General features: G+C 56.3%; 21 protein-coding genes. 13 read left to right on the top strand and 8 right to left on the bottom strand.

Annotated features, from left to right (window positions below; all coding sequences use genetic code 11):
* The 4 genes from dnaN (at window position 1) to yidA (ending at window position 5,604) form a co-directional block, all read left to right on the top strand.
* Complete coding sequence (gene dnaN / locus OC597_RS22325) at window positions 1-1,101, top strand: DNA polymerase III subunit beta (RefSeq protein ID WP_099064430.1); 1,101 nt, start codon at window positions 1-3, stop codon at window positions 1,099-1,101.
* 45 nt (window positions 1,102-1,146) lie between these two features.
* On the top strand, window positions 1,147-2,232 hold the full coding sequence (gene recF, locus OC597_RS22330; protein ID WP_099064431.1) for a DNA replication/repair protein RecF: 1,086 nt from the start codon (window positions 1,147-1,149) through the stop codon (window positions 2,230-2,232).
* Between the two features lie 18 nt (window positions 2,233-2,250).
* The gene (gyrB, locus tag OC597_RS22335) at window positions 2,251-4,665 is read left to right on the top strand and encodes a DNA topoisomerase (ATP-hydrolyzing) subunit B (protein ID WP_261260018.1); all 2,415 of its coding nucleotides are present in this window, start codon (window positions 2,251-2,253) and stop codon (window positions 4,663-4,665) included.
* A gap of 123 nt (window positions 4,666-4,788) precedes the next feature.
* Window positions 4,789-5,604, top strand: coding sequence for a sugar-phosphatase (gene yidA / locus OC597_RS22340; RefSeq protein WP_262210521.1), 816 nt, complete (start codon window positions 4,789-4,791; stop codon window positions 5,602-5,604).
* Between the two features lie 45 nt (window positions 5,605-5,649).
* Here yidA and OC597_RS22345 read toward each other — a convergent pair whose 3' ends face one another.
* Genes OC597_RS22345 through OC597_RS22355 form a run of 3 tightly spaced genes read right to left on the bottom strand, consistent with a single transcriptional unit; the run spans window position 5,650 to window position 8,148 of the window.
* A complete protein-coding gene (locus OC597_RS22345) occupies window positions 5,650-6,591 on the bottom strand; it encodes an ornithine cyclodeaminase family protein (RefSeq protein WP_262210523.1) in 942 nt (313 codons plus the stop codon).
* Window positions 6,578-7,546 carry a threonine/serine dehydratase gene (locus tag OC597_RS22350; RefSeq protein WP_262210524.1) on the bottom strand — a complete coding sequence of 323 codons (969 nt, stop codon included), beginning with the start codon at window positions 7,544-7,546 and terminating at the stop codon, window positions 6,578-6,580. The genes OC597_RS22345 and OC597_RS22350 overlap by 14 nt, the downstream gene beginning before the upstream one ends.
* Entirely contained in the window at window positions 7,543-8,148 is a 606-nt protein-coding gene (locus OC597_RS22355) for a helix-turn-helix transcriptional regulator (RefSeq protein WP_261425694.1), read from the bottom strand. Before OC597_RS22355 ends, OC597_RS22350 begins: the two co-directional genes overlap by 4 nt.
* Window positions 8,149-8,453: 305 nt before the next feature.
* Here OC597_RS22355 and OC597_RS22360 point away from each other — a divergent pair, with 305 nt between their 5' ends.
* The 6 genes from OC597_RS22360 (at window position 8,454) to OC597_RS22385 (ending at window position 14,772) form a co-directional block, all read left to right on the top strand.
* Window positions 8,454-9,152, top strand: a complete 699-nt coding sequence (locus OC597_RS22360; protein ID WP_261260008.1) for a FadR/GntR family transcriptional regulator — start codon at window positions 8,454-8,456, stop codon at window positions 9,150-9,152.
* Window positions 9,149-10,042, top strand: a complete 894-nt coding sequence (locus OC597_RS22365; RefSeq protein WP_262210528.1) for a 2-dehydro-3-deoxygalactonokinase — start codon at window positions 9,149-9,151, stop codon at window positions 10,040-10,042. The genes OC597_RS22360 and OC597_RS22365 overlap by 4 nt, the downstream gene beginning before the upstream one ends.
* Complete coding sequence (locus OC597_RS22370) at window positions 10,026-10,643, top strand: 2-dehydro-3-deoxy-6-phosphogalactonate aldolase (RefSeq protein WP_261285674.1); 618 nt, start codon at window positions 10,026-10,028, stop codon at window positions 10,641-10,643. Before OC597_RS22365 ends, OC597_RS22370 begins: the two co-directional genes overlap by 17 nt.
* The gene (dgoD, locus tag OC597_RS22375; RefSeq protein WP_012004518.1) at window positions 10,640-11,788 is read left to right on the top strand and encodes a galactonate dehydratase; all 1,149 of its coding nucleotides are present in this window, start codon (window positions 10,640-10,642) and stop codon (window positions 11,786-11,788) included. The genes OC597_RS22370 and dgoD overlap by 4 nt, the downstream gene beginning before the upstream one ends.
* A 364-nt stretch (window positions 11,789-12,152) precedes the next feature.
* Entirely contained in the window at window positions 12,153-13,445 is a 1,293-nt protein-coding gene (locus OC597_RS22380) for an MFS transporter (RefSeq protein WP_261260004.1), read from the top strand.
* Window positions 13,446-13,491: 46 nt separating this feature from the next.
* Window positions 13,492-14,772 carry a YidR family protein gene (locus OC597_RS22385; protein ID WP_261260002.1) on the top strand — a complete coding sequence of 427 codons (1,281 nt, stop codon included), beginning with the start codon at window positions 13,492-13,494 and terminating at the stop codon, window positions 14,770-14,772.
* Window positions 14,773-14,806: 34 nt separating this feature from the next.
* Here OC597_RS22385 and OC597_RS22390 read toward each other — a convergent pair whose 3' ends face one another.
* Window positions 14,807-15,151: a YceK/YidQ family lipoprotein gene (locus tag OC597_RS22390; RefSeq protein ID WP_099064444.1), complete on the bottom strand. Its 345-nt coding sequence runs from the start codon at window positions 15,149-15,151 to the stop codon at window positions 14,807-14,809.
* Window positions 15,152-15,454: 303 nt separating this feature from the next.
* On the opposite strand from OC597_RS22390, the gene ibpA reads away from it, so the two are divergent.
* The 3 genes from ibpA (at window position 15,455) to OC597_RS22405 (ending at window position 18,231) form a co-directional block, all read left to right on the top strand.
* Entirely contained in the window at window positions 15,455-15,868 is a 414-nt protein-coding gene (ibpA, locus tag OC597_RS22395; protein ID WP_085115178.1) for a small heat shock chaperone IbpA, read from the top strand.
* 106 nt (window positions 15,869-15,974) lie between these two features.
* Window positions 15,975-16,403 carry a small heat shock chaperone IbpB gene (gene ibpB, locus OC597_RS22400; protein ID WP_261259998.1) on the top strand — a complete coding sequence of 143 codons (429 nt, stop codon included), beginning with the start codon at window positions 15,975-15,977 and terminating at the stop codon, window positions 16,401-16,403.
* Window positions 16,404-16,572: 169 nt separating this feature from the next.
* On the top strand, window positions 16,573-18,231 hold the full coding sequence (locus tag OC597_RS22405) for a putative transporter (protein WP_261259996.1): 1,659 nt from the start codon (window positions 16,573-16,575) through the stop codon (window positions 18,229-18,231).
* Window positions 18,232-18,268: 37 nt separating this feature from the next.
* Here OC597_RS22405 and OC597_RS22410 read toward each other — a convergent pair whose 3' ends face one another.
* From OC597_RS22410 to OC597_RS22425, 4 genes are all read right to left on the bottom strand, one after another.
* Window positions 18,269-19,522: a valine--pyruvate transaminase gene (locus OC597_RS22410; RefSeq protein ID WP_261259993.1), complete on the bottom strand. Its 1,254-nt coding sequence runs from the start codon at window positions 19,520-19,522 to the stop codon at window positions 18,269-18,271.
* 134 nt (window positions 19,523-19,656) lie between these two features.
* Window positions 19,657-21,723 (bottom strand): alpha-amylase, encoded by a 2,067-nt coding sequence (locus tag OC597_RS22415; protein WP_262210531.1) that lies wholly within the window; start codon window positions 21,721-21,723, stop codon window positions 19,657-19,659.
* A 161-nt stretch (window positions 21,724-21,884) separates the two neighbouring features.
* Complete coding sequence (ghrB, locus tag OC597_RS22420; protein WP_262210532.1) at window positions 21,885-22,862, bottom strand: glyoxylate/hydroxypyruvate reductase GhrB; 978 nt, start codon at window positions 22,860-22,862, stop codon at window positions 21,885-21,887.
* Between the two features lie 166 nt (window positions 22,863-23,028).
* Window positions 23,029-24,297 (bottom strand): MFS transporter, encoded by a 1,269-nt coding sequence (locus tag OC597_RS22425; protein WP_112349451.1) that lies wholly within the window; start codon window positions 24,295-24,297, stop codon window positions 23,029-23,031.
* Window positions 24,298-24,303 lie beyond the last annotated feature (6 nt).

Raw genomic sequence — 24,303 nt, forward strand, 5'->3', positions numbered from 1 at the left:
ATGAAATTTATCGTTGAACGTGAGCATCTGCTAAAACCGCTGCAACAGGTGAGCAGCCCGCTGGGCGGCCGCCCAACACTGCCAATTCTGGGTAACCTGCTGCTGCAGGTGACGGAAGGCTCCCTGCTGTTGACCGGTACCGATCTGGAGATGGAGATGGTGGCGCGCGTTGCCCTGTCCCAACCCCATGAAGCGGGCGCGACTACCGTCCCCGCGCGTAAACTCTTTGATATCTGCCGTGGCTTGCCTGAAGGGGCCGAGATCACTGTAACGTTGGAAGGCGAGCGTATGCTGGTGCGTTCCGGCCGCAGTCGCTTCTCTCTCTCTACGTTGCCGGCGGTAGATTTCCCGAACCTGGACGACTGGCAGAGTGAAGTTGAATTTTCTTTGCCGCAGGCGACGTTGAAGCGCCTGATCGAAGCCACGCAGTTCTCGATGGCTCATCAGGATGTGCGTTACTACTTAAACGGCATGCTGTTTGAAACCGAAGGTGAAGAGCTGCGTACCGTGGCGACCGATGGTCACCGTCTGGCGGTATGTTCGATGCCGATCGGTCAGCAATTGCCGTCACATTCGGTGATCGTGCCGCGTAAAGGGGTAATGGAACTGGTGCGTCTGCTGGACGGCGGCGATACGCTGCTGCAACTGCAGATCGGCAGTAACAACATCCGCGCCCACGTCGGTGACTTTATCTTCACCTCCAAGCTGGTTGACGGTCGTTTCCCTGATTATCGTCGCGTATTGCCGAAGAACCCGGACAAAACGCTGGAAGCCGGCTGCGATCTGCTCAAGCAGGCGTTTGCTCGTGCGGCCATTTTGTCGAACGAAAAGTTCCGTGGCGTGCGGCTGTATGTCAGCCAAAACCAGCTCAAGATCACCGCCAACAACCCTGAACAGGAAGAAGCGGAAGAGATCCTCGATGTCAGCTACGACGGCACCGAGATGGAGATTGGTTTTAACGTCAGTTACGTGCTGGATGTATTGAATGCGCTCAAGTGTGAAGATGTGCGCCTGCTGCTGACCGACTCGGTTTCCAGCGTGCAGATCGAAGACGGTGCCAGCCAGGCGGCGGCTTATGTCGTCATGCCAATGCGGTTGTAGTCTCATTACCTTGAATTACAGCACCGTCATCGGTAAAGAGATTGCATGGCTCTGACGCGTTTACTGATTAAAGACTTCCGCAATATAGAAGATGCAGATTTGGCGTTGGCGCCGGGATTCAACTTCCTGGTGGGGCCCAATGGCAGCGGAAAAACCAGCGTGCTTGAGGCGGTTTACACCCTCGGGCACGGGCGGGCTTTTCGCAGCCTGCAGGCCGGCCGGGTGATCCGCCACGACCAGCCGGAGTTTATTTTGCACGGCCGTATTGACGGTGCAGAACGTGAAATATCCGTAGGATTAAGCAAGAGCCGTCAGGGGGACAGCAAGGTACGCATCGATGGCAGCGACGGCCACAAAGTGGCTGAACTGGCGCAGCTATTGCCGATGCAACTGATTACCCCCGAAGGTTTTACCCTGCTAAACGGTGGGCCGAAATTCCGGCGCGCCTTCCTGGACTGGGGCTGTTTTCATAACGAACCCGGTTTTTTCACCGCCTGGAGCAACCTGAAACGGTTACTGAAGCAGCGCAATGCCGCGCTGCGCCAGGTCAGTCGCTATGCGCAGATCCGCGCCTGGGATCAGGAACTAATCCCTTTGGCCGAGCGTATCAGCGAGTGGCGGGCAGCTTACAGCGACGCGATTGCCGCGGATATTACCGCGACATGCGCGCAGTTTTTGCCCGAATTTGCCCTGAGTTTCTCTTTCCAGCGTGGCTGGGACAAAGAGAGCGACTACGGAGAGCTGCTGGAGCGCCAGTTTGAGCGTGACAGAGCGTTAACCTATACCGCGGTGGGGCCGCATAAGGCGGACTTTCGCATCCGTGCCGACGGCACGCCGGTAGAGGATTTGTTATCGCGCGGTCAGCTTAAACTGCTGATGTGCGCGTTGCGCTTAGCGCAGGGTGAGTTTCTCACCCGGCAGAGCGGGCGGCGTTGCCTGTATCTGATTGATGATTTTGCCTCCGAGCTGGACACCGGCCGTCGCCGGTTACTGGCCGATCGCCTGAAAGCCACCCAGGCCCAGGTCTTTGTCAGTGCCGTGAGCGCTGAACAAGTGACCGATATGGCCGGTGAAAAGGGCAAGATGTTCCGCGTGGAACAAGGTAAAATAGAGGTTCAACCACAGGACTAAAATGAGCGAGAAACGTTGATGTCGAATTCTTATGACTCCTCAAGTATCAAGGTATTAAAAGGGCTGGACGCGGTGCGTAAGCGCCCGGGCATGTATATCGGCGACACCGATGATGGCACCGGTCTGCACCACATGGTATTCGAGGTTGTGGACAACGCTATCGACGAAGCACTCGCTGGCCACTGTAGTGACATCCAGGTGACCATCCATGCCGATAACTCCGTTTCGGTACAGGATGACGGCCGTGGTATCCCGACCGGTATTCACGAAGAGGAAGGGGTTTCTGCGGCACAGGTGATCATGACCGTGCTGCATGCCGGCGGCAAATTTGATGACAACTCCTACAAGGTTTCTGGCGGTCTGCACGGCGTGGGCGTATCCGTTGTAAACGCCCTGTCTGAGAAGCTGGAACTGGTGATCCGTCGCGAAGGCAAGGTGCACGAGCAAACCTACGCCATGGGCGAGCCACAGGCGCCGCTGAAAGTGGTCGGTGAAACCGATCAGACCGGCACCACGGTGCGTTTCTGGCCGAGCTATGAAACCTTCACCAATAATGTCGAATTTGAGTACGATATTCTGGCCAAGCGCCTGCGCGAACTCTCATTCCTGAACTCTGGCGTGTCTATCCGCCTGAAAGACAAACGCACGGACAAAGAAGACCACTTCCACTATGAAGGCGGTATCAAGGCGTTTGTTGAGTACCTGAACAAAAACAAAACCCCGATCCATCCAAACGTGTTCTATTTCTCGACCATGAAAGACGACATCGGTGTGGAAGTGGCACTGCAGTGGAACGACGGTTTCCAGGAAAATATCTACTGTTTCACCAACAACATCCCACAGCGTGATGGGGGTACCCACCTGGTCGGTTTCCGTACCGCGATGACCCGTACCCTGAACAGCTACATGGATAAAGAAGGCTACAGCAAAAAAGCCAAAATCAGCGCCACCGGTGACGATGCGCGTGAAGGCCTGATTGCCGTGGTTTCGGTGAAAGTGCCGGATCCGAAGTTCTCTTCTCAGACCAAAGACAAGCTGGTTTCTTCTGAGGTAAAAACCGCGGTTGAAACGCTGATGAACGAGAAGCTGGTCGATTATCTGATGGAAAACCCGAGCGATGCGAAAATCGTCGTCGGCAAAATCATCGATGCGGCGCGTGCTCGTGAAGCGGCGCGTAAAGCGCGTGAAATGACCCGTCGTAAAGGCGCATTGGATTTGGCCGGCCTGCCGGGCAAACTGGCGGATTGCCAGGAACGTGACCCGGCTCTGTCTGAACTGTATCTGGTGGAAGGGGACTCAGCGGGCGGCTCTGCCAAGCAGGGGCGTAACCGTAAGAACCAGGCGATCCTGCCGTTGAAAGGTAAAATCCTCAACGTTGAGAAGGCGCGCTTCGACAAGATGCTGTCTTCACAGGAAGTCGCGACGCTGATCACCGCGCTGGGTTGCGGCATTGGCCGCGATGAGTACAACCCGGACAAGCTGCGTTATCACAGCATCATTATCATGACCGATGCCGACGTCGATGGCTCGCACATCCGTACGCTGTTGTTGACCTTCTTCTACCGTCAGATGCCGGAAATTATTGAGCGCGGCCACGTGTTCATTGCCCAGCCGCCGCTGTACAAGGTGAAAAAAGGCAAGCAGGAACAGTACATCAAAGATGACGAGGCGATGGATCAGTACCAAATCGCCATCGCGATGGACGGCGCGACCCTGCACACCAACGCCAGCGCCCCAGCGCTTGCCGGTGAGCAATTGGAAAAACTGGTTGCCGAGCACTACAGCGTGCAGAAGCTGATTGGTCGCATGGAGCGCCGCTACCCGCGTGCACTGCTGAACAACCTGATCTATCAGCCGACTTTGTTGGAAGGCGATTTGAGCGATCAGGCCAAGGTTAAGACCTGGATTGATTCGCTGGTGAAATTGCTGAACGATAAAGAACAGCACGGCAGCAGCTATGACTCGGTGATCTTTGAGAACCGTGAACGCCAGATGTTTGAGCCGATCCTGCGCATTCGTACCCACGGTGTGGATACCGACTACGCGCTGGACTTCGAATTCATCCACGGTGGCGAATACCGCAAAATCTGTGTGCTGGGTGAGAAACTGCGCGGCCTGATCGAAGAAGATGCCTTCATCGAACGTGGTGAGCGTCGTCAGCCGATTGAAAGCTTCGAGCAGGCGTTGGAGTGGCTGGTGAAAGAGTCACGCCGTGGTCTGGCAGTACAGCGTTATAAAGGTCTGGGTGAAATGAACCCAGAGCAGCTGTGGGAGACCACCATGGATCCGGAAAGCCGCCGCATGCTGCGCGTGACCGTGAAGGACGCCATTGCTGCTGACCAACTGTTCACCACCCTGATGGGTGATGCGGTTGAACCTCGTCGTGCCTTTATCGAAGAAAATGCCCTGAAAGCGGCAAACATCGATATCTAACGCATTGATGGCTGTGAAAATCCGCGCCGGGAAACTTGCGCGGATTTTTTTACGCCTTTTTTTGACGCTGACATGACAGGCTGAAACGCGTTAGCATGGGAAAAACCACTGGGAGAGGCTCGAATGGCTATTGAACTGATTGCGATTGATATGGACGGCACGCTGCTCAACCCGCAGCACCAGATTACGCCGGCGGTAAAGCAGGCGATCACCGAGGCACGCCGCAAAGGGGTACATGTGGTGCTGGCCACCGGGCGGCCTTACGTCGGCGTGCAGGATTATCTGCATCAGTTGGATATTCAGGGCCCCGGTGATTTCTGTATTACCTATAACGGCGCACTGGTTTTACAGGCGGCAGACGGGGCCTGCATCCTGCAGGAAACCCTGGGTTTTGAGGATTACCTGCATTTCGAGAAGATGGCACGCGAGTTTGGCGTCCATTTCCAGGCGTTTGATTTCGATACCCTGTATACCCCGAACAAGGATATCGGCAAATACACCGTACATGAGTCTGAGATGACCGGTATTCCGCTGAAATACCGCAGTGTGGAAGAGATGGACCCTTCGATTCGTTTCCCGAAAGTGATGATGATCGACGAACCGGAGCTGTTGGATCGCGCTATCGCTCGTATCCCGGCAGAAACGCGGGAACGTTACACCATCCTGAAAAGTGCGCCTTATTACCTGGAAATTTTGCACCAGAAAGTGGATAAGGGGGCTGGGGTGAAAATGCTGGCCGATCATCTTGGTATTGCGCGGGAAAACGTGATGACGCTGGGCGATCAGGCTAATGACACCGCGATGATCGAGTACGCCGGGTTGGGCGTGGCAATGGGCAATGCTATCCCGGAGCTGAAAGCGGTAGCACAGTACGTTACCACTACCAACACTGAAGACGGTGTAGCACGCGCCATCGAGAAATTTGTGCTGAATGCCTGATAGTATTTTGCCTCCAAGGGGCGCAGCCGCGCCCCTTTAAGCCGCTTATAACCGCGCTAAAATGCCCTTCACAATCTGTACGTCCTGAATCGCCAGCCCGGTCAGATCGGCCAGGGTGATTTGCTGAGGGTCGTTGCGCACTTTTATCCCCTGAGCCAATGCGGTACCCAGTTCGACGATCGGCGTCGATTTAAGCAAACCCTGGCGGTAAGCAGTAGCGATCTCACCATAATCTGCGCACTGCGTTAAAGCATCTACCAGCAGCACATCCGCTTTGGCCACCAGATCGACCGCCAACTCCTGTTTGCCATGGCTGTCAGCGCCGACTGCTGTTATATGGGTGCCGGGCTGAATATCCGCCGCGTGCAGAATGGGTTCGCGACTGGGGGTGGTAGTGATAATCAAGCGGCAGTGTGCTGCCAGTTCCGCCGCATCCTGGGTGATCTGTACCCGGATGCCTTCGGCTTCGGCATCGCGCCGGTAGGCTTGCAAAGCGACTTCGTTGCGACCCCATACCCAAACCTCGCGGCAGGCGGTCTGGGGTTTTAACTGTTGCAACTGCAACCGGGCCTGCATGCCGCAGCCGACGATGCCAATCGCCGGGATCTCCGCCGGGGCGCAGAGTTCGGCGGCAATTCGCCCGGCCAGCGCGGTGCGTAACGCAGTTAGCCAACCTTCGTCCAGCAACAGCGTCTGCGGTTCACCGGTTAGCGCCGAGAAGGCCATCATCAGCCCCTGATTACTGGCCAACCCTTGCGCCGGATTACGGTAAAAGCCGGAAGAGATCTTGACGACAAATTGCTCGTCGCCTTCCAGCCAGGCCGATTTAATGCAGCAGTCGCCAGCCGCCTGTTCAAACAGGAAATGCTGCACCGGTGGCTGTTGTACCTTTTGCTGTGAATAGGCAATAAAACCCTGTTTGAGCAATAAGGTGACGGCATCTGCATCGAAAGCGTCAAGGATCTGCCGTTTGTTAATGATTTTCATCGGCGATGGCCTTGAGGTATTTCTCCAGCACGATGTTTTTCCCGCACAGCACCACCGCCACTTTTTTTCCCTGGAATTCCGCTGCCAGTTTGATGGCGGCGGCCAAGGCCACTCCAGCGGCACCTTCGATGATCCAGCGATCGCTGGCGGCTATCTGACGCATGGCCTGTTTGATTTCCGCTTCACTGACCAATACTTTGCGATCGATAACTTGCTGACACAGCGGGAAGGTGATGGCGCCCGGTTCGACACCACCCGCAGTGCCATCGGACAGTGTGTCCTGCTCTTCAACCGGGTAAATATGACCGGCCAGCAGTGCGCTATACATGCTGGTGGCATTTTCCGGCCAGCAGGCAATAAGCTGGGTTTTTGGCGACAATTGCTGCAAAACGGTGCCAATTCCTGAGATATAACCCCCGCCGCCCACGGCGACGAATACCGCATCCAAATCCGCTTGTTGCTCCACCAACTCCATGCCGCAGGTGCCCTGGCCGGCAATCACCTGTGGGTCGTTATAGGGGGAAATATAGACCTTGCCCTGTTCAGCGGCGGCTTTTTCTCCCGCCTGTTCGGCATTCAGCGCGTCGCCTGGTACCAGCTCGACCTTGCCACCCAGCGCACGGATGGTTTCGAGTTTGATCGCGGCCGCTGTCTCCGGGGCATACACCGTCACGCTGACACCCATCAATTTGCCTGCCAGCGCGACGGCCTGGCCGTGGTTGCCAGTAGAGGCGGCGATCACTCCGTGGCTGCGCTGTGACTCACTCAGTAGCCGCAGTTTGTTGCTGGCGCCGCGAAACTTGAAAGAGCCGGTATGTTGCAGATGGTCGCATTTCAAGTACAGCTCGCAGCCCAACTGCTGTGACAGCAGCACGCTGCGTTCCAGCGGGGTCACGCGAACCTGCGGGCGCAATTGCTGATGGGCGGAAACAATCGCGTCAAATAGCTGACTCATACAGACTCCTTTATATTTTTCAGATAGTTGTAGACGGTAGCGCGGCCGATGCCGAGGATTTTGGCGACGTAGCCGGCGGCATTTTTTCCTTTAAAGGCCCCCTGGTGATACAGCGCTTCCACCATGGCCCGCCGGCCCGCGCCGTTAAGCGAACTGAGCGTCTGCTGGCGCTGTTGCAACCATTGGTGAATAAAGGTGTTGATGCGTTCCTGCCAGTCGTCCTGGAACAGCACGTCCGGCTGTGGTTGCAGGGCATTGCCGCCAAGAAAGACTGCCAGCGCGGCTTTGGCGCTTTCCAGCACGGTAATATCAAGATTGATGCACATCAGACCAATAGGGGCACCGCTATCGTCGCGCAATACCGCGCTGATAGAACGTAGTTGGCTGCCGTCCCAATTGCGTTTCAGATAGGGGCCGATCACCTGCAAACCGCGATCGTCCTGTAGTTCGCTCAGATTAGAGTCTTCGCCCAGCTCGCGCTGCGAGCGGTTATTGCTGATGTAAACCAGCTTCTGGCTGGCGAGATCATGAAGTGCCACTTCGGCGTAAGGGGCAAACAACAACGTAATGGCATCGGCGATAGCGTGGTAACGGCTCAGCATGGTGATCTTTTTGTTGGATTTAAAAATCCAATTTAGAATTTATTTTCTAATTTGTAAATCGATAAACTTTCGGATCCGTTCTAACGATGATCATTCAACGACTGCCATGGGTTATTGGCATCCCACCAACCTGGATTGTCTGTTTTGTGATCCATATTGTAGTACAATTTATATAATCGGTACTACAATGAGGGGGTGGTTGTTGGGGAAGGTTGTAAAGATTGTGCTTCAACCGCAGGACGCCAATGGGAGACGCGGGTAAAGTAAATCCGTTATCACAGCATGGCGAATGCCACGGAGAAACCATGAACAAGCAGCAGATCGGTAAAACCGACCGCATCATTATCGAGATGGGCCAGCAGATCGTCGGCGGCAAGTATGTCCCGGGGGCTGCGTTACCCGCGGAAACGGAGCTGTGCGAAGAGTTTGAGACTTCACGCAATATCATCCGCGAAGTATTGCGTGCGCTGATGGCCAAGCGATTAGTGGAAGTGAAGCGCTATCGCGGCGCATTCGTGACGCTGCGTAACCAGTGGAACTACCTGGATACCGATGTCCTTAACTGGGTGCTGGCGCAGGATTACGACCCACGTCTGATCGCGTCGATGAGTGAGGTTCGCAACCTGGTGGAGCCTACCATCGCCCGCTGGGCGGCAGAGCGGGCGACTTCCAGCGAGCTGGCGGTGATTGAGGCGGCGCTGAACGACATGATAGCCCACCATCAGGAGCGCGAACGCTTCAATGAAGCCGATATTCGCTACCACGAAGCGGTGCTGGCGGCGGTGCATAACCCAGTACTGCAACAGCTCAGTGTGGCGATCAGTTCTCTGCAACGCGCGGTGTTTGAGCGTACCTACATGTCGGATGAGGACAATATGCCGCGTACCCTGCGTGAGCATCAGGAATTGTATGACGCAATCCGTCATCAGGATCCGGATGCCGCAGAGCAGGCAGCAATGGCGATGATCGCCAGCTCGACCAAACGCTTAAAGGATATTACATGAGTGACAGCTTTATCGCGATTGACTGGGGTTCCACCAACCTGCGTGCCTGGCGTTACGAACAGGGCGTCTGTGTCGACAGCCTGCAGTCAGAGGCTGGGGTGACTCGCCTTGGCGACCGCACGCCGCAGCAGGTTTTCAGCGAGCTGATGGCGCGCTGGGAGGCACCGTTGCCGGTGGTGATGGCGGGAATGATCGGTAGCAATGCCGGCTGGCAGCAGGTTCCTTATCTGCATTGTCCAACCCGTCTGACCGAGGTTGCCCACCAGTTAACGGCGGTAGAGCAGGCTTTACCTTATCGAGCCTGGATTATTCCGGGTATCTGTGTCGAACGTGAAGACAATTGCAACGTTATGCGCGGTGAAGAAACCCAGTTGATAGGTGCCTATGCGGAACAGCCGTCGGCGCTCTATGTCATGCCCGGCACTCACAGTAAATGGGTGCGAATGGAGGGTGACATTCTGGCAGATTTCCGCACGGTGATGACCGGCGAACTGCATCATCTGTTGCTCCGCCATTCGTTGATCGGCGTGGGGCTGAACGAGCAGCAACCGTCACCGCAGGCATTTTCGCGCGGGCTGGAAACCGGCATGAATGAAAGCCACATCGTGCGCCGTTTATTTGAAACCCGCGCTGCTCACGTGCTTGGCAAACTGGAGAAAAGTTCGGTCAGTGACTGGCTTTCTGGGTTGCTGATTGGCAACGAAGTCGCGCAGATGCAGCGTGAATACCCGCTGCCGTCGGGTGCCACGTTAACGGTGATCGGGAATCCGCAGTTGGGCGAGCGTTATGCCCAGGCATTGAATCTGGCCGGAATACGCTACCAGCTACTGGACGGCGATCGGGCTTTCCAATCGGGAATAAGGAGCATTGTGCATGAGCTGGAACACTGAACTGCCGCTGATTGCCATTCTGCGCGGTATTACGCCACAGGAAGCGGGTGAGCATGTACAAACGTTGCTGGACGCGGGGTTCGATGCGATCGAAATTCCGATGAACTCGCCGGGCTGGCAACAAAGTATCGGCGATACGGTGAAAAAATTCGGCGACCGAGCGCTGATTGGCGCAGGCACCGTGCTGCAACCGGTGCAGGTGGACGAACTGGCGGCGGTGGGTGGAAAGCTGGTAGTAACGCCCAATACCCAGCCGGCGGTGATCCGTCGGGCCGTGGAACTGGGCATGACGGTTTGCGCCGGTTGCGCTACCGCTTCAGAAGCATTCAACGCCCTGGAGGCCGGTGCTCAGGCGCTGAAAATTTTCCCGTCGGTTTCTTTCGGCCCAGATTATATCAAGGCGCTGAAAGCGGTATTGCCGCCGCAGATCCCCGTTTTTGCCGTCGGCGGGATCACGCCGGAAAACTTGCCTTTGTATCTGGCCGCAGGCTGTGTGGGGGCGGGGTTGGGAGGCGATCTCTATCGCGCCGGCCAATCGGTGGAGCGCACCGCTCAGCAGGCTGCCGCTTTCGTTTTAGCCTATAAGGAAGCCACCCAATGAAAATAACCAAAATGACCACCTATCGGCTGCCGCCGCGCTGGATGTTCCTGAAAATTGAAACCGATGAAGGTATCGTCGGCTGGGGCGAGCCGGTGATTGAAGGACGGGCGCGCAGCGTGGAGGCGGCAGTGCACGAGCTGTCAGAATATGTGGTCGGCCAGGATCCTGCGCGCATTAACGATATCTGGCAGACGCTCTACCGTGGTGGTTTCTATCGCGGTGGCCCAATCCTGATGAGCGCGATCGCCGGCATTGATCAGGCTTTGTGGGATATCAAAGGTAAGGCGCTGGGCGTACCGGTTTATCAGCTACTGGGTGGCCTGGTCCGTGACAAAATCAAGGCTTATAGCTGGGTGGGCGGAGATCGTCCTTCCGACGTGATCGCCGGCATCAACAAGCTGACGGAAATTGGCTTTGACACCTTTAAGCTTAACGGCTGTGAAGAGATGGGCATCATCGACAGTGCGCGTAAGGTGGATGCGGCGGTAGCGGTGGTGGCACAGATCCGCGAAGCCTTTGGCAACCGTATCGAGTTTGGTCTGGATTTCCATGGCCGCGTCGATGCACCGATGGCCAAGATCCTGATCAAAGAGCTGGAACCTTACCGTCCACTGTTTATAGAAGAGCCGGTGCTGGCGGAGCAGGCGGAATACTATCCGCGTCTGGCAGCGCAAACGCATATCCCGATTGCCGCCGGTGAGCGTATGTATTCACGCTTTGATTTCAAACGGGTGCTGGCGGACGGCGGCCTGGCAATTATTCAGCCGGACTTGTCTCACGCCGGTGGCATCACCGAATGCTTCAAGATCGCCGCAATGGCGGAGACCTACGATGTGGCACTGGCACCGCATTGCCCACTGGGGCCGATTGCGCTGGCTGCCTGTCTGCATGTGGACTTTGTGGCGCGTAACGCGGTGTTCCAGGAGCAGAGTATGGGCATTCACTACAATCAGGGGGCCGAACTGCTGGACTATGTGGTGAATAAAGATGATTTCAAAATGACCGACGGCCATTTCTACCCGCTGACCAAACCGGGGCTTGGGGTAGAGATTAACGAAGAGCTGGTCATCGAGCGCAGTAAACAAGCGACGGATTGGCGTAATCCGGTGTGGCGTTACCCAGACGGTGCAGTGGCTGAGTGGTAATTGCGTATTAAATAATAATTAAATTCACCTTTAACAGGCACCTCACAGTGTCTCGCTTGACGTCGCCGTCAGGCGAGGTACCTGGCTGAACATTAAGAGTGGAAGTGGGCCAGATGAATAACTGATTGTGCTTGCCAGTTAGTTATTAAATAAGCACCAGGGAAATTAACTTTATTATTTCCCATTATATTAACCGATCCGATTTCTCATGGCGGATGTCGCGGCTGGTGCTTTGTCAGACCGCATGGTTGCTCCACGTCATTTGAAAAATAGTTAAATCATTATCAGTAACTCGACTCGGCGGCGCTACCCTACAATATCGCACCGCTATTATTAAAATCCGCAAAATAACGGAATAAAGATAATGGATACAACATTGACCTCAACACCAAGAAGTAAACGCCGCTATCTAACGTTATTAATGATATTTGTCACCGTGGTGATTTGCTATGTTGACCGTGCCAATCTGGCGGTGGCTTCGGCGCATATTCAACAAGAGTTTGGTATCAGCAAGGCGCAGATGGGTTATATCTTCTCGGCTTTTGCCTGGACCTATACCCTGTGTCAGATCCCGGGTGGCTGGTTTCTGGATCGCGTCGGCTCAAAGCTGACCTATTTTATTGCCATTATGGGCTGGTCGATCGCGACCTTGCTGCAGGGATTTGCCAGTGGCCTAGTCTCGCTGATTGGCCTGCGTGCGGTGACCGGGCTGTTTGAAGCACCGGCATTCCCCACCAACAATCGCATCGTCACCAGTTGGTTCCCCGAGCAGGAGCGAGCTTCGGCGGTGGGGTTTTATACTTCCGGTCAGTTTGTCGGGCTGGCCTTTCTGACACCGCTGTTGATCTGGGTGCAGGAATTGTTGAGCTGGCACTGGGTGTTCATCATTACCGGCGCGGTTGGTATTGTTTGGGCGCTGGTGTGGCAGCGTGTGTACCAGTCGCCGCGCCACAGCAAAGGGGTGAATGACGCCGAGCTGAAATATATCCAGGCCGGTGGCGGCATGGTGGACGGCGACGTCGCGTCGGAAAAGAAAAACCGTGTCGCGCTCACCGCGGCTGACTGGAAACTGGTGTTTCACCGCAAGCTGGTCGGTGTGTATCTGGGTCAGTTCGCCATTACTTCAACGCTGTGGTTCTTCCTCACCTGGTTCCCGAATTATCTGACGCAGGAAAAACACATTGCGGCGCTGACCGCCGGTTTTATGACCACGGTACCCTTCCTGGCGGCGTTCTGCGGCGTCTTGTTATCCGGTTTTGTTGCCGACCGCTTGCTGCGCAGTGGCCGTTCGATAGGGTTTGCACGTAAAACGCCGATCATCTGCGGATTGCTGTTATCCACCTGCATCATGGGGGCCAATTACACCAACGATCCGCTGTGGATTATGGTGCTGATGGCACTGGCGTTCTTTGGCAACGGTTTTGCCTCTATCACCTGGTCGCTGGTGTCATCGCTGGCACCGACCCGGCTGATCGGCTTGACCGGCGGGGTGTTCAACTTTGTCGGCGGGCTGGGTGGCATCACAGTACCGCTGGTGGTGGGTTATCTGGCGCAAGATTACGGGTTTGCTCCGTCGTTGATTTACATTGCGGTGGTGGCGTTGCTCGGTGCGTTGTCGTATCTGCTGTTGGTGGGTGATGTGAAACGCGTCGGCTGATCCGGTAAGATGGCGGCTCAGTGCCAGCATGAGCAGGGGAGCCGCCATGAGCCATCGGGAAAGACAGCTGACTTTTGAACCACGTGGACATCAGTTAACCAATATTAACGTCTGGACGCCGGACAGCCAGTGGCTGGCCTATGACGTACGCCCGAGCGGCGCTTCTTTCACCGGCCTGAGCATCGAGCGGGTGAACGTCGACAGCGGGGTGGTGGAAGTGGTATATCGTGCCCAGCACGGTGCCCACGTGGGCGTGGTGACCGTCAGCCCCGATGCGCCGGCCCGCTATGCCTTTATTCACGGCCCGGAGCACCCTGATAGCGTCTGGCATTACGATTTTCACCATCGCCGCGGGGTGATCGTCAGCGAACCGGATCGCGAATTGGCCATTACCCTCGATGCGATGGATATCACCGCACCTTATACCCCAGGCGCCCTGCGCGGCGGCACTCACGTGCACGTGTTTAGTCCGGACGGCAGTCGCCTGAGCTTTACCTACAATGACCACGTGATGCATGAGCTGGATCCGTCGCAGGATCTGCGCAACGTGGGAGTGGCCGTGCCGTTACAGGGCGTGAACCCTCCCAAGCAGCATCCGCGTGAATATGACGGCAGCCATTACTGCGTATTGGTCAGCGAGACCACGCCACAACCGCAGCCAGGCAGCGACCAAATTAATCGAGCTTATGAAGAGGGCTGGGTCGGCCAACACGGCTATATCCGGCCAGACGGAAGGCAGCAGCGCTGGGCGCTGGCGTTTATCGGCGATACGATTTCCAGCAGCGGTGAAAAGCTGCCTGAGGTGTTTATTGTTGATTTGCCGCAGGATGATGCCGATTACGCCAAAGCCGGTGCCCGCCCGTTGCAAGGTACCGCGATCCATTTACCTGCGCCCCCCTTGGGGGTACGTCAACGTCGACTGACCTATACCGGCCAGCGGCGTTATCCCGGCGTAGTGACCACTCCCCGCCACTGGCTGCGCAGCTCACCCGACGGCAGTATGATTGCCTGCCTGATGAAGGATGACACGGGCGTCGTGCAACTGTGGACGCTTTCACCCAACGGCGGTGAACCGCACCAGGTCACTCGCGGTGAACAGGGGGTCCAGTCGGCATTCAGTTGGCATCCGCAGGGGGGCCGGATTGCGCTGGTGTGTGATAACAGCCTGATGTTGTGTGAGGTGGCCAGTGGACGGATGCAGCGTTTGACGCAGCGTACCGCACTGCCGCCGTCGGGGGATGCGATCGTCTTCTCGCCGGATGGCAGTAAAGTGGCGTTTATGCGTGAGATCGACGGGTTCAGCCAGATTTTTGTGGCCGAGGTGTGAACCAATGCGGGCGCACGGCCCGCATCAGACGATTTTACTGCGGCGTGGCCGCGGCGGCATGGGCAGGGTCGCCGCTGGCGGCCAGGTTCTGTTCTTCACCGCGCAAGATGCGTGCTTTCGGTGAGTCTGCGGTGCCGTCACTGCCGGAGCGCAGGTAGTCGTAAGGCAGCAACACGGTGTCCATCACCGCGGAGAAAGGCAGGTCCAACGCCACCAGTGGCATCATCGCCCAACTGGTATTGTCGTCCTTCAGAACGTCCATGCTGGCACGAGTGCCGGGATAGTAGCCCTGATTCGGGCCGGTGTGACTCATCACGCTGGAGCAGCCGTTAGTCGCTAACAGCATGCAACTGGTTGCTATGACTCTTATCGTTTTCATTTTCCATCCTGCAGGGTGCTGTTCCCCAAAATCTGCTGATCTATAACATCTTGTGGATGTTTTAAAAGGAGCAAGAGCCCGCTCTGTGGCGGCCGTCTCAGTTTATTGTAAGGGATAAAAAAACTTTCGCCGCACTGATTATCATTTTTTTGATCGTCACCGGTTGAAATGGTGAAAGCAACCCCCATTTTCTTAACAGAAGTAAATTAAGAATTTGCCGTAAGGGAATTCTGATTATTTAGCCTGTCCCTGGTGGAAGGCTTAATTATTAAACCTCGCTGAAGTGCCTTAGGAGGCTGTTTTATGCGTAATTTTGATCTCTCTCCGCTCTACCGTTCTGCGATTGGCTTTGACCGTTTGTTTAATGCGTTGGAGGCGGGCCAGAGTCAGGGGAATGGCGGCTATCCTCCTTATAATGTTGAGCTGGTGGATGAAAACCATTACCGCATCACCATCGCGGTGGCCGGTTTCGCTGAGCAAGAGCTGGAAATCACCGCCCAGGATAACCTGCTGATGGTCCGTGGTGCCCATAATAACGAACCGGCGGAAAGAACCTACTTATATCAAGGTATTGCCGAGCGAAACTTTGAACGTAAATTCCAGTTGGCCGAGCATATTCAAATTAAAGGCGCCAAATTGGAAAACGGTCTGTTGTATATCGATATGGAACGCATCGTGCCGGAAACATTAAAACCGCGCCGGATCGAAATTAAATAATTTTTATTTCATCGGCGAAATGAACCGCCGGTGCAATGTGAGTTAATTTGCCTGCCGTCAGGGGGCGATTTAAACATCATCTCGCTTCATAGAAGGAGTTTGTACTATGCGTAATTATGATTTATCCCCGCTGCTGCGTCAGTGGATTGGCTTTGACAAGTTGGCCAGTTCAATGGGTGGCCAGGAGCCACAAGGGTTCCCGCCTTACAACATCGAGAAAAGCGACGATAACCACTACCGCATTTCTCTGGCGTTGGCCGGATTCAAACAAAGCGAACTGGATATTGAAGTCGAAGGCCCACGCCTGACCGTGCGCGGTAAGCCGACGCCGCAGGAAAAACAGGTGGAATATCTGCACCAGGGGCTGGTATGCAAAGAGTTCACACTGACCTTCACGCTGGCTGAGCATCTGCAGGTGTCCGAGGCCCAGTTTGAAAACGGCCTGCTGCATATCGATCTGGTACGTCAGGTACCGGAAGCCCTGCAGCCACAGCGGATCGCCATCGGCACCACGCCAGGGCTGGAAGCCAAATAACCGACTGAAAAACAGTTAAATTTTGAGGGGGGAAGTCCTAATGGGCTTCCCCCCTTTGCTTTCTGTGGCGTAAGCCACAGTCACCCTTTCCCGCTTATGCCAAAATCCCTGTTAATTGTGCGTCTTTAACCGCAAATCGGTTGTTAAACTTCTGGCAAGGATGTGACCTATGAGCGAAATCGCCCTGACCGTCAGCATGTTGGCGTTGGTGGCCGTTCTCGGGCTGTGGATGGGTAACTGGAAGATCTATGGGGTGGGGCTGGGCATCGGTGGAGTGTTGTTCGGTGGCATCATCGTTGGGCATTTCGCCCAGAGTTGGCAGCTCAATCTTAACGGCGACATGTTGCACTTCATCCAGGAGTTCGGCCTGATCCTGTTCGTGTACACCATTGGTATTCAGGTCGGCCCGGGTTTCTTCTCTTCCTTGCGGGTCTCCGGACTAAGGCTCAATGGTTTCGCCATTTTACTGGTATTGGTTGGCGGGGTCGTTGCTGCAGTGGTTCATAAGCTGTTTGCCGTGCCGCTACCGATCATCCTGGGTGTGTTCTCCGGGGCGGTCACCAATACCCCCGCGCTCGGCGCCGGGCAGCAAATTCTTACCGATTTGGGGTCTGACCCGGCCCTGGTCGATCGCATGGGCATGGGCTACGCCATGGCTTATCCGTTTGGTATCTGCGGCATTCTGCTGGTGATGTGGCTGATACGCCTGTTTTTCCGCATTAATATCGAGCGAGAGGCGCAGGCGTTTGAAAGTAGCCTGGGCAACCAGCGCGAACTGCTGCACACCATGAACGTGGCAGTGTGCAACCCCAATCTGCAGGGAATGGCGATCAAAAATGTGCCGTTGTTGAACGGTGAGGACATCATCTGTTCACGGTTGAAACGCGGCGATTTGCTGATGGTGCCGGCCCCGCTCGAGAAGCTGGAACTGGGCGACTATCTGCATCTGGTGGGCAAGCGCGAAAGCCTGGAAAATGCCCGACTGGTGATTGGCGAGGAGGTTGACGTCTCGCTGTCAACGCGCGGTACAGAGCTGCAGGTAGTGAGAGCGGTGGTGACCAATGAGAAGGTGTTGGGCAGTAAAATCCGCGATCTGAACCTGAAGCAAAAATACGACGTGGTGATCTCGCGCCTCAACCGTTCCGGCGTCGAGCTGGTGGCCGGCAGCAATGTGACGCTGCAATTTGGTGACATTCTCAACCTGGTGGGACGGCCTGAATCGATCGAGGCGGTGGCGGCGATTGTCGGCAACGCCCAACAGAAGCTGCAACAGGTGCAAATGCTGCCGGTGTTTATCGGTATCGGCCTGGGGGTGCTGCTGGGGTCGGTGCCGCTGTTTATTCCGGGTTTCCCGGCGGCCTTGCGTCTGGGGCTGGCCGGTGGTCCGCTGGTGGCGGCGTTGATCCTCGGGCGTATCGGCAGCATCGGCAAGCTGTACTGGTTTATGCCGCCCAGTGCCAATCTGGCATTGCGTGAACTGGGGATCGTGCTGTTTCTGGCGGTGGTGGGCCTGAAGTCGGGGGGCAACTTTGTGGATACGCTGATTAACGGTGAAGGGATGGCCTGGATTGGCTATGGTGCGCTGATTACCGCTATCCCACTGCTCAGCGTGGGCGTCCTGGCGCGGATGGTGGGTAAGATGAACTACCTGACGCTGTCCGGCATGCTGGCAGGGTCGATGACCGATCCACCGGCGCTGGCCTTCGCTAACGGCCTGCACCCGACCAGCGGCGCTGCCGCGCTGTCCTACGCTACGGTTTATCCGTTGGCGATGTTCCTGCGCATCATGTCGCCACAGTTGCTGGCAGTGCTGTTTTGGGCCATGTAAAACGACGGGGCGCCACGCGTGCGCCCCATCTCAACGATCAGCCTGCTTCCTGGTGCGCGCGTTCGATCTCTTCCGCCAGGATTGCCACGCCACGCTCAATCTTCTCCGGATCCGGCACATAGTTCATCCGCATGCACTGATGGGTATGCGGCCATTCGTGCTCCAGCCCCGGGAAGAAGTAGTGACCCGGCACCATCAGAACACCGCGTTTTTTCAGGCGCTGATACAGCAGTTCGGTGGTGATCGGCAGATCCTTGAACCACAGCCAGAGGAAAATCGCCCCTTCCGGTTTATGGATCAGGCAGCGCTCCGGTGACAGGTAACGGCGAATGATCTCGATAGTGTGCTCGACACGCTGTTGGTAAAACGGGCGGATCACCTCGTTTGACAACCGCAGCAGGTCGCCGCGTTCAATCATTTCCGTGGCCATCGCCGGCCCGATGCTGCCCGGTGACAGGCTGATGATACCGTTCATGTTGGTCAGGGCGCTGATGGTCTTCTCATCGGCGATCACAATGCCGCAGCGTGAGCCGGGCAGGCCGAGTTTCGACAGGCTCATGCATAGAATGATGTTAGGGTTCCACAGCGGCGTCGCATCGCTGAAGATAATGCCAGGGAAAGGCACGCCATAGGCGTTATCGATCACCAGCGGAATATTGCGCTGCTGTGCCAACCGGTCGAGCTTCATCAGCTCTTCGTCGGTGATCACGTTGCCGGTAGGGTTAGTCGGGCGTGATACGCAGATCATGCCGATATCATCGCCGATGTTCAGGTGTTCGAAATCAACGTGATACTTAAACTGGCCTTCAGGCAGCAGCTCGATGTTGGGCTTGGCCGAGACAAACAGCCCTTCGTCCAACCCGGCATCGGCATAGCCAATATATTCCGGTGCCAGCGGGAACAACACGCGGCGGCGGCTGCCGTCGGCATAGCGACCGGCAAACAGGTTAAACAAGTAGAAAAACGCGCTCTGACTGCCATTTGTCAGTGCAATATTCTGTGGTGAGATCTGCCAGCCCAGTTCGTCGCGCAGCAGTTTGGCCAGCGCTTTCAGCAGGGCGTCTTTGCCCTGCGGGCCGTCATAGTTACACAGCGCCTCGGTCAGTTTGCCCTGGTCGAGCATCTCCTGACACAGCTGTTTGAAGTAGCTTTCCATCTCTGGGATTTGCGCCGGATTACCGCCGCCAAGCATGATGGCACCGGGGGTGCGCAGGCCTTCGTTCAGGTCATCCATTAAACGGGTAATGCCCGCATAACGGGTAAATTTGTCGCCGAAAAGTGAAAAAGTCATAGGTGCAGCTGTATTGTTTTTAGCAGGTAATCGCCCACCATACCGCCAGACAATTTTCGGTGCAATGCGGTTCACAAAACAACCACCGGGAGTAAATTTCACATAATGGTTGTTTCTCAGCATATTCCGCTGAATTAATCTGACCGATCGCCGACCCACACCACCATCACCTTATCGTCGCCGAGCCGGCGGCTGAAGGCGTAGTAGTGCGCCGTTTGCTGCGACTGCTGGGTGCCAGCACCTATCGCCGGATGGCGAGCGCGGAATTGTCCCAGTCGCTGCCAGTGCGTCAGCAGGGGGGCTTTGTCGCCCTGCAGTTCGCGCCAGTTCATGTCGGAACGGGTACCCTGCAGCGGATCCGAACCGGTCGGGCCAAGCTGACGGCCACTTTCATCACCGTAGTAAATCTGTACCGCGCCGGGGGCCAGCAGCAGCAGATCGGCGGCGCGCTGTTGCAGCGGCAGCGACCCTTTGGCGTCACTGGCGAAGAACAGCCGGGTATCGTGCGAGGAGATATAACTTAACACGTTGAAATCCTGAAGCTTGTCGGCCATCTGTTGGTAGGTGGCGTCGATGCTGGAGAAGCAACCCAGAGCCTGCGACGCCTGATCCTGGAAATCAAAATTGATCATCGCGTCGAAACCGTTCTGGTAGTAATCGCTTTTCATCACGCCATGCCCCCAGGCTTCGCCGGTCATCCAGAACGGGGCGTTATCCAGCGCCTGCTGCGGATGGGCGGCTTTCCACTCGGCCAACGCCGCCGTGGCACGCTGCTTCAACAGCGTCAGGGTCGGTTTCTCTACGTGCTTGGCGGTATCGACGCGGAAGCCGTCAATGCCGTAGTCGCGCACCCATTGACTGAGCCAGGTGGTCAGGTAGTCGCGGGTAGTTGCACCGGCAATGTCCTGTGCGGCAGTATCGGGTTTGTGGCGATAAAACAGCGGCAACCCACTGGCACCGGGCGCTTCAGTTTTGATGTCCGGGAGGAAGGCCAGCGACATGGTGAGGTCGTCATAGCCCGGCGAGTCGTAGTCGCCGATATCGGTGCGGATCCAGTTTTTGCCCCACCAGGTGCTCCAGCCGGCCTTATCGCTGAAGTTGATGTAATCATTGAAGCTGTGCCAGTTTTGGCCTGCCGCCGGTCGCCAGTCGCCCCAGTTTTTACCCAGCGTTTTTTCGATCTCCGCGCCTTTCAGATACAGCGAGCCGAACTGGAAGGTCTGCATATCCGCCAGCGTGGCGTAACCGACATGATTGACTACCACGTCAAACAGAATGCGGATCCCGCGCTGGTGCGCCTGCTCAACCAGCGTGCGCAGATCCTGCTCGTTGCCCATGTTGGCATCGAGTCGGGTCCAGTCCAGCGCGTAGTACCCGTGATAGGCGTAATGCGGAAAGTCGCCCTTGGTGCCGCCGCCGACCCAACCGTGGATTTGTTCCAGCGGCGAACTGATCCACAACGCATTGACGCCGAGCTGTTGCAGGTAATCGAGCTTTTGCGTCAGGCCGGCCAGATCGCCGCCGTGGAAGGTACCGATCTCCTGCATGCCGTCACTGCGGCGGCCGTAGCTGTGGTCGTTGGCCGGGTTGCCGTTCTCAAAGCGATCGGTCAGGGCGAAGTAAACGGTGGCGTTGTGCCAGTTGAACGGAGCGGCTTTCTCGCTGTTTGCTGACTCCAGCAACAGTAATCCTCCGCTGCCTGAGGCGGGTTGCAGGGTGACTTTGCCCTGGCTGACCTTCGCCGTTTGGCCAGAATAGAAATCACGCAGCGTTTCGCCTTCGGTAAAGGTGCCCGATACGTCAAGCGTGAGCGGCTTGCCGTCCCAGCGTTGGCAGGTGTGTGCCACCGAAGCGGTGGCGGTTTCTGCTGCTGTTTTCAGACTGAGCTGCAACGTCGGCGTTCCGCTGCGGGTGTCGATACGCACCTGGTATTCACCGGCGCGGAACAGTCGCCAGTTAACCGGCGGATTATTGCCGCAGGGCTGCAGCGACAGGGTTTGATTCAGTTTGGCCGTGGCAGTTGGCTGCCAGCACTGTTGGTCCTGGTAAATCTTCAGCGGCAGTTCGCCTTTGGGCAAGGTGGCGTGGCTGGTGAACAGGCCGCTGGCGGATTCGTCAAAGGCCGGGAAGCTTTGCAGCGTCCAGCTCGCCATTGCCGCCGGTGACAGCAGCATCAGCAGGGGAAGGGTCAGGCGTTTCATGGCTCTCCTTACGCGTGGCAGGAAGCGTTTTTATTGTAGGGTAATGTCCAGTGTGACTAATGATGAAAAAATAGCCTCATCCCGGCGGGGAATTTCGGGGGGAGGAGAAGGAAGGGGGAGAGGGATGGAACGAAATGGGCGGCCACTGCCGCCCTTCATGACTATTTTTTCAGTAGCTGCGGGTTAACGCAGTTTTCTTTGACCGTGCCGGTCAATGCGGCAATCAGGTTGTCGACGGCGCATTCGGCCATACCGTAGCGGGTCTCATGGGTCGCAGAACCGATATGCGGCAGCGCCACTACGTTTGGCAGAGTCAGCAGCGGTGAAGACACGTCCAACGGCTCTTTTTCGAACACGTCCAGCCCGGCAGCGTGGATAGTACCGTTTTGCAGCGCTTCGATCAGTGCCGCTTCGTCCACCACCGGGCCACGACCGGCGTTGATCAGAATGCCGTTCTTTTTCATCTTCGCTAATTGTTCACGGCTGATCATATGGAAGGTTTCATCGGTCAGCGGCAGCGTAATGCAGATGAAATCGGATTCGGCCAGCAGGGTATCCAGATCGCAGCGGCGGGCGTTAAAACGTTGTTCCGCTTCTTCATGAGTGCGGCGTGCGTTATACAGCACCGGCATGCCGAAACCGAAGTGCGCACGTTGTGCCAGTGCCAGCCCGATCCGCCCCATACCGAGGATGCCGATGGTTTTATGGTGCACGTCGACGCCAAACCAGTCGGCCCCGATACTGCCCTGCCATTCGCCGGCTTTCACCCGCTCGGCCACTTCCACTACCCGGCGCGCCGTTGCCAGCACCAGACTCATGATGGTATCGGCGACGGTTTCGGTCAGCACGGTCGGGGTATGCATCAGCAGCACGTTATGGGAGTTAAGCGCGTCAACGTCGAAATTGTCGTAACCGACGGAGATGGTTGAGGCCGCACGCAGTTTGGGTGCCTGCTGCAGGAAAGCCTCATCAATTTTACCGCCGGAACCGATGATCCCTTCCGCCTGTTGCAGCGTCTGGCGCAGCTCATCGCGGTTATCCGGGTTCAGGCCGTCGAAGGCGTGCACGGTGAAGTGCTGTTCCAGACGTTCACGCAGGTCGGCGGGAATGCTTTTGTATAAAACGATAGAAGGCTTCATCACGAACTCCAGCAATACCCTTCGTCTTTCAGACTGCAGCGTTGTTAACTGCTCGAACTTCCTCCAGTTACTTACTTAAGTAAGCGCCTGGGGGAAGTTCGTTTGTCGCCTAGCTGCAGCCTGAAATCCATTGGGTATATTCAACAGAAAATAAATTATAACGAGACTAAGCCAGTTGTGGTTGGGCCTCGTTGCGAGCGGGCTTGACGATTAGCGTCAGCACCACCGCCACCAGCAGGGCAATGGCCATAAACATATAAGAAGCTGCCGGGCTGCCGGTAGCGCCATTCAGGTAACCGACAAACCACGAGCCGAAGAAGGAGCCCAGCGCCCCCATACTGTTGATCAGCGCCATGGCGCCACCGGCGACGTTTTTCGGCAGCATTTCAGGAATGATGGCGAAGAAGGGTCCATAAGGGGCGTACATGGCGGCACCGGCAATCACCAGCAGGGTGTAAGAGACCCAGAAATGGTTGGCACCGACGGCGTAGGAGCCGAAGAATGCCAGCGCGCCGATCAGCAGCAGTGGCCAGACGAACAGCTTGCGGTTTTGCATTTTGTCCGAGGCCCAGGATACCAGGATCATGGCGATAGTGGCCGCCAGATAAGGCACCGCCGACAGCCAGCCGGCCTCCACCATGCCCATCTGCATGCCGCTGCGCAGGATCGAAGGCAACCACAGCACGAAGCCATACACACCGATACTCCAGGCAAAGTACTGTGCACACAGCAAAATCACGTTGCGTGAGCGGAAGGCTTCACCGTAGTTACGTACCGCTTTAATGCCTTTTTGTTCTTCTTCCAACTGCTGCTGCAAGGCCAGCTTTTCATCATCGTTCAACCATTTGGCCTGCGCCGGTTTGTCTTTGGCCAGTACCCACCAGCAGAAGGCCCAGATCACCGCCGGAATACCTTCAAAGATAAACATTTCACGCCAGCCATAGGCGTGGATCAGGTAGCCGGAAACCACCGACATCCACAGCACCGTTACCGGGTTGCCGAGGATCAGGAAGGTATTGGCGCGTGAGCGTTCTGATTTGGTGAACCAGTTGCTGATGTAAATCAGCATTGCCGGCATGACCGCGGCTTCCACCACGCCGAGGATAAAGCGGATAGCGGCCAGCATGGGGATATTACTGACCATGCCGGTCAGTGAGGCGCAGGCACCCCACAGGATCAGGCACCAGAAAATCAGTTTTTTAACGCTGCGGCGTTCGGCATAGATAGCACCGGGGATTTGGAAAAAGAAATAACCGAGGAAAAACAGCGCGCCCAACAGCGATGACATGCCTTTGGTGATGCCCAGATCGTCATTGATGCCGGCGGCCGAGGCAAAGCTGAAGTTGGCTCGGTCGAGATAGGCCAGGCTGTAGGTGATAAACACGATGGGCATGATGTACCACCAGCGTTTAGCCGCGAGAGTCGCTTTGTTCATGTTCAG

This window comes from Serratia proteamaculans, assembly GCF_946227095.1.
Taxonomy (GTDB): Bacteria; Pseudomonadota; Gammaproteobacteria; order Enterobacterales; family Enterobacteriaceae; genus Serratia; species Serratia proteamaculans_E.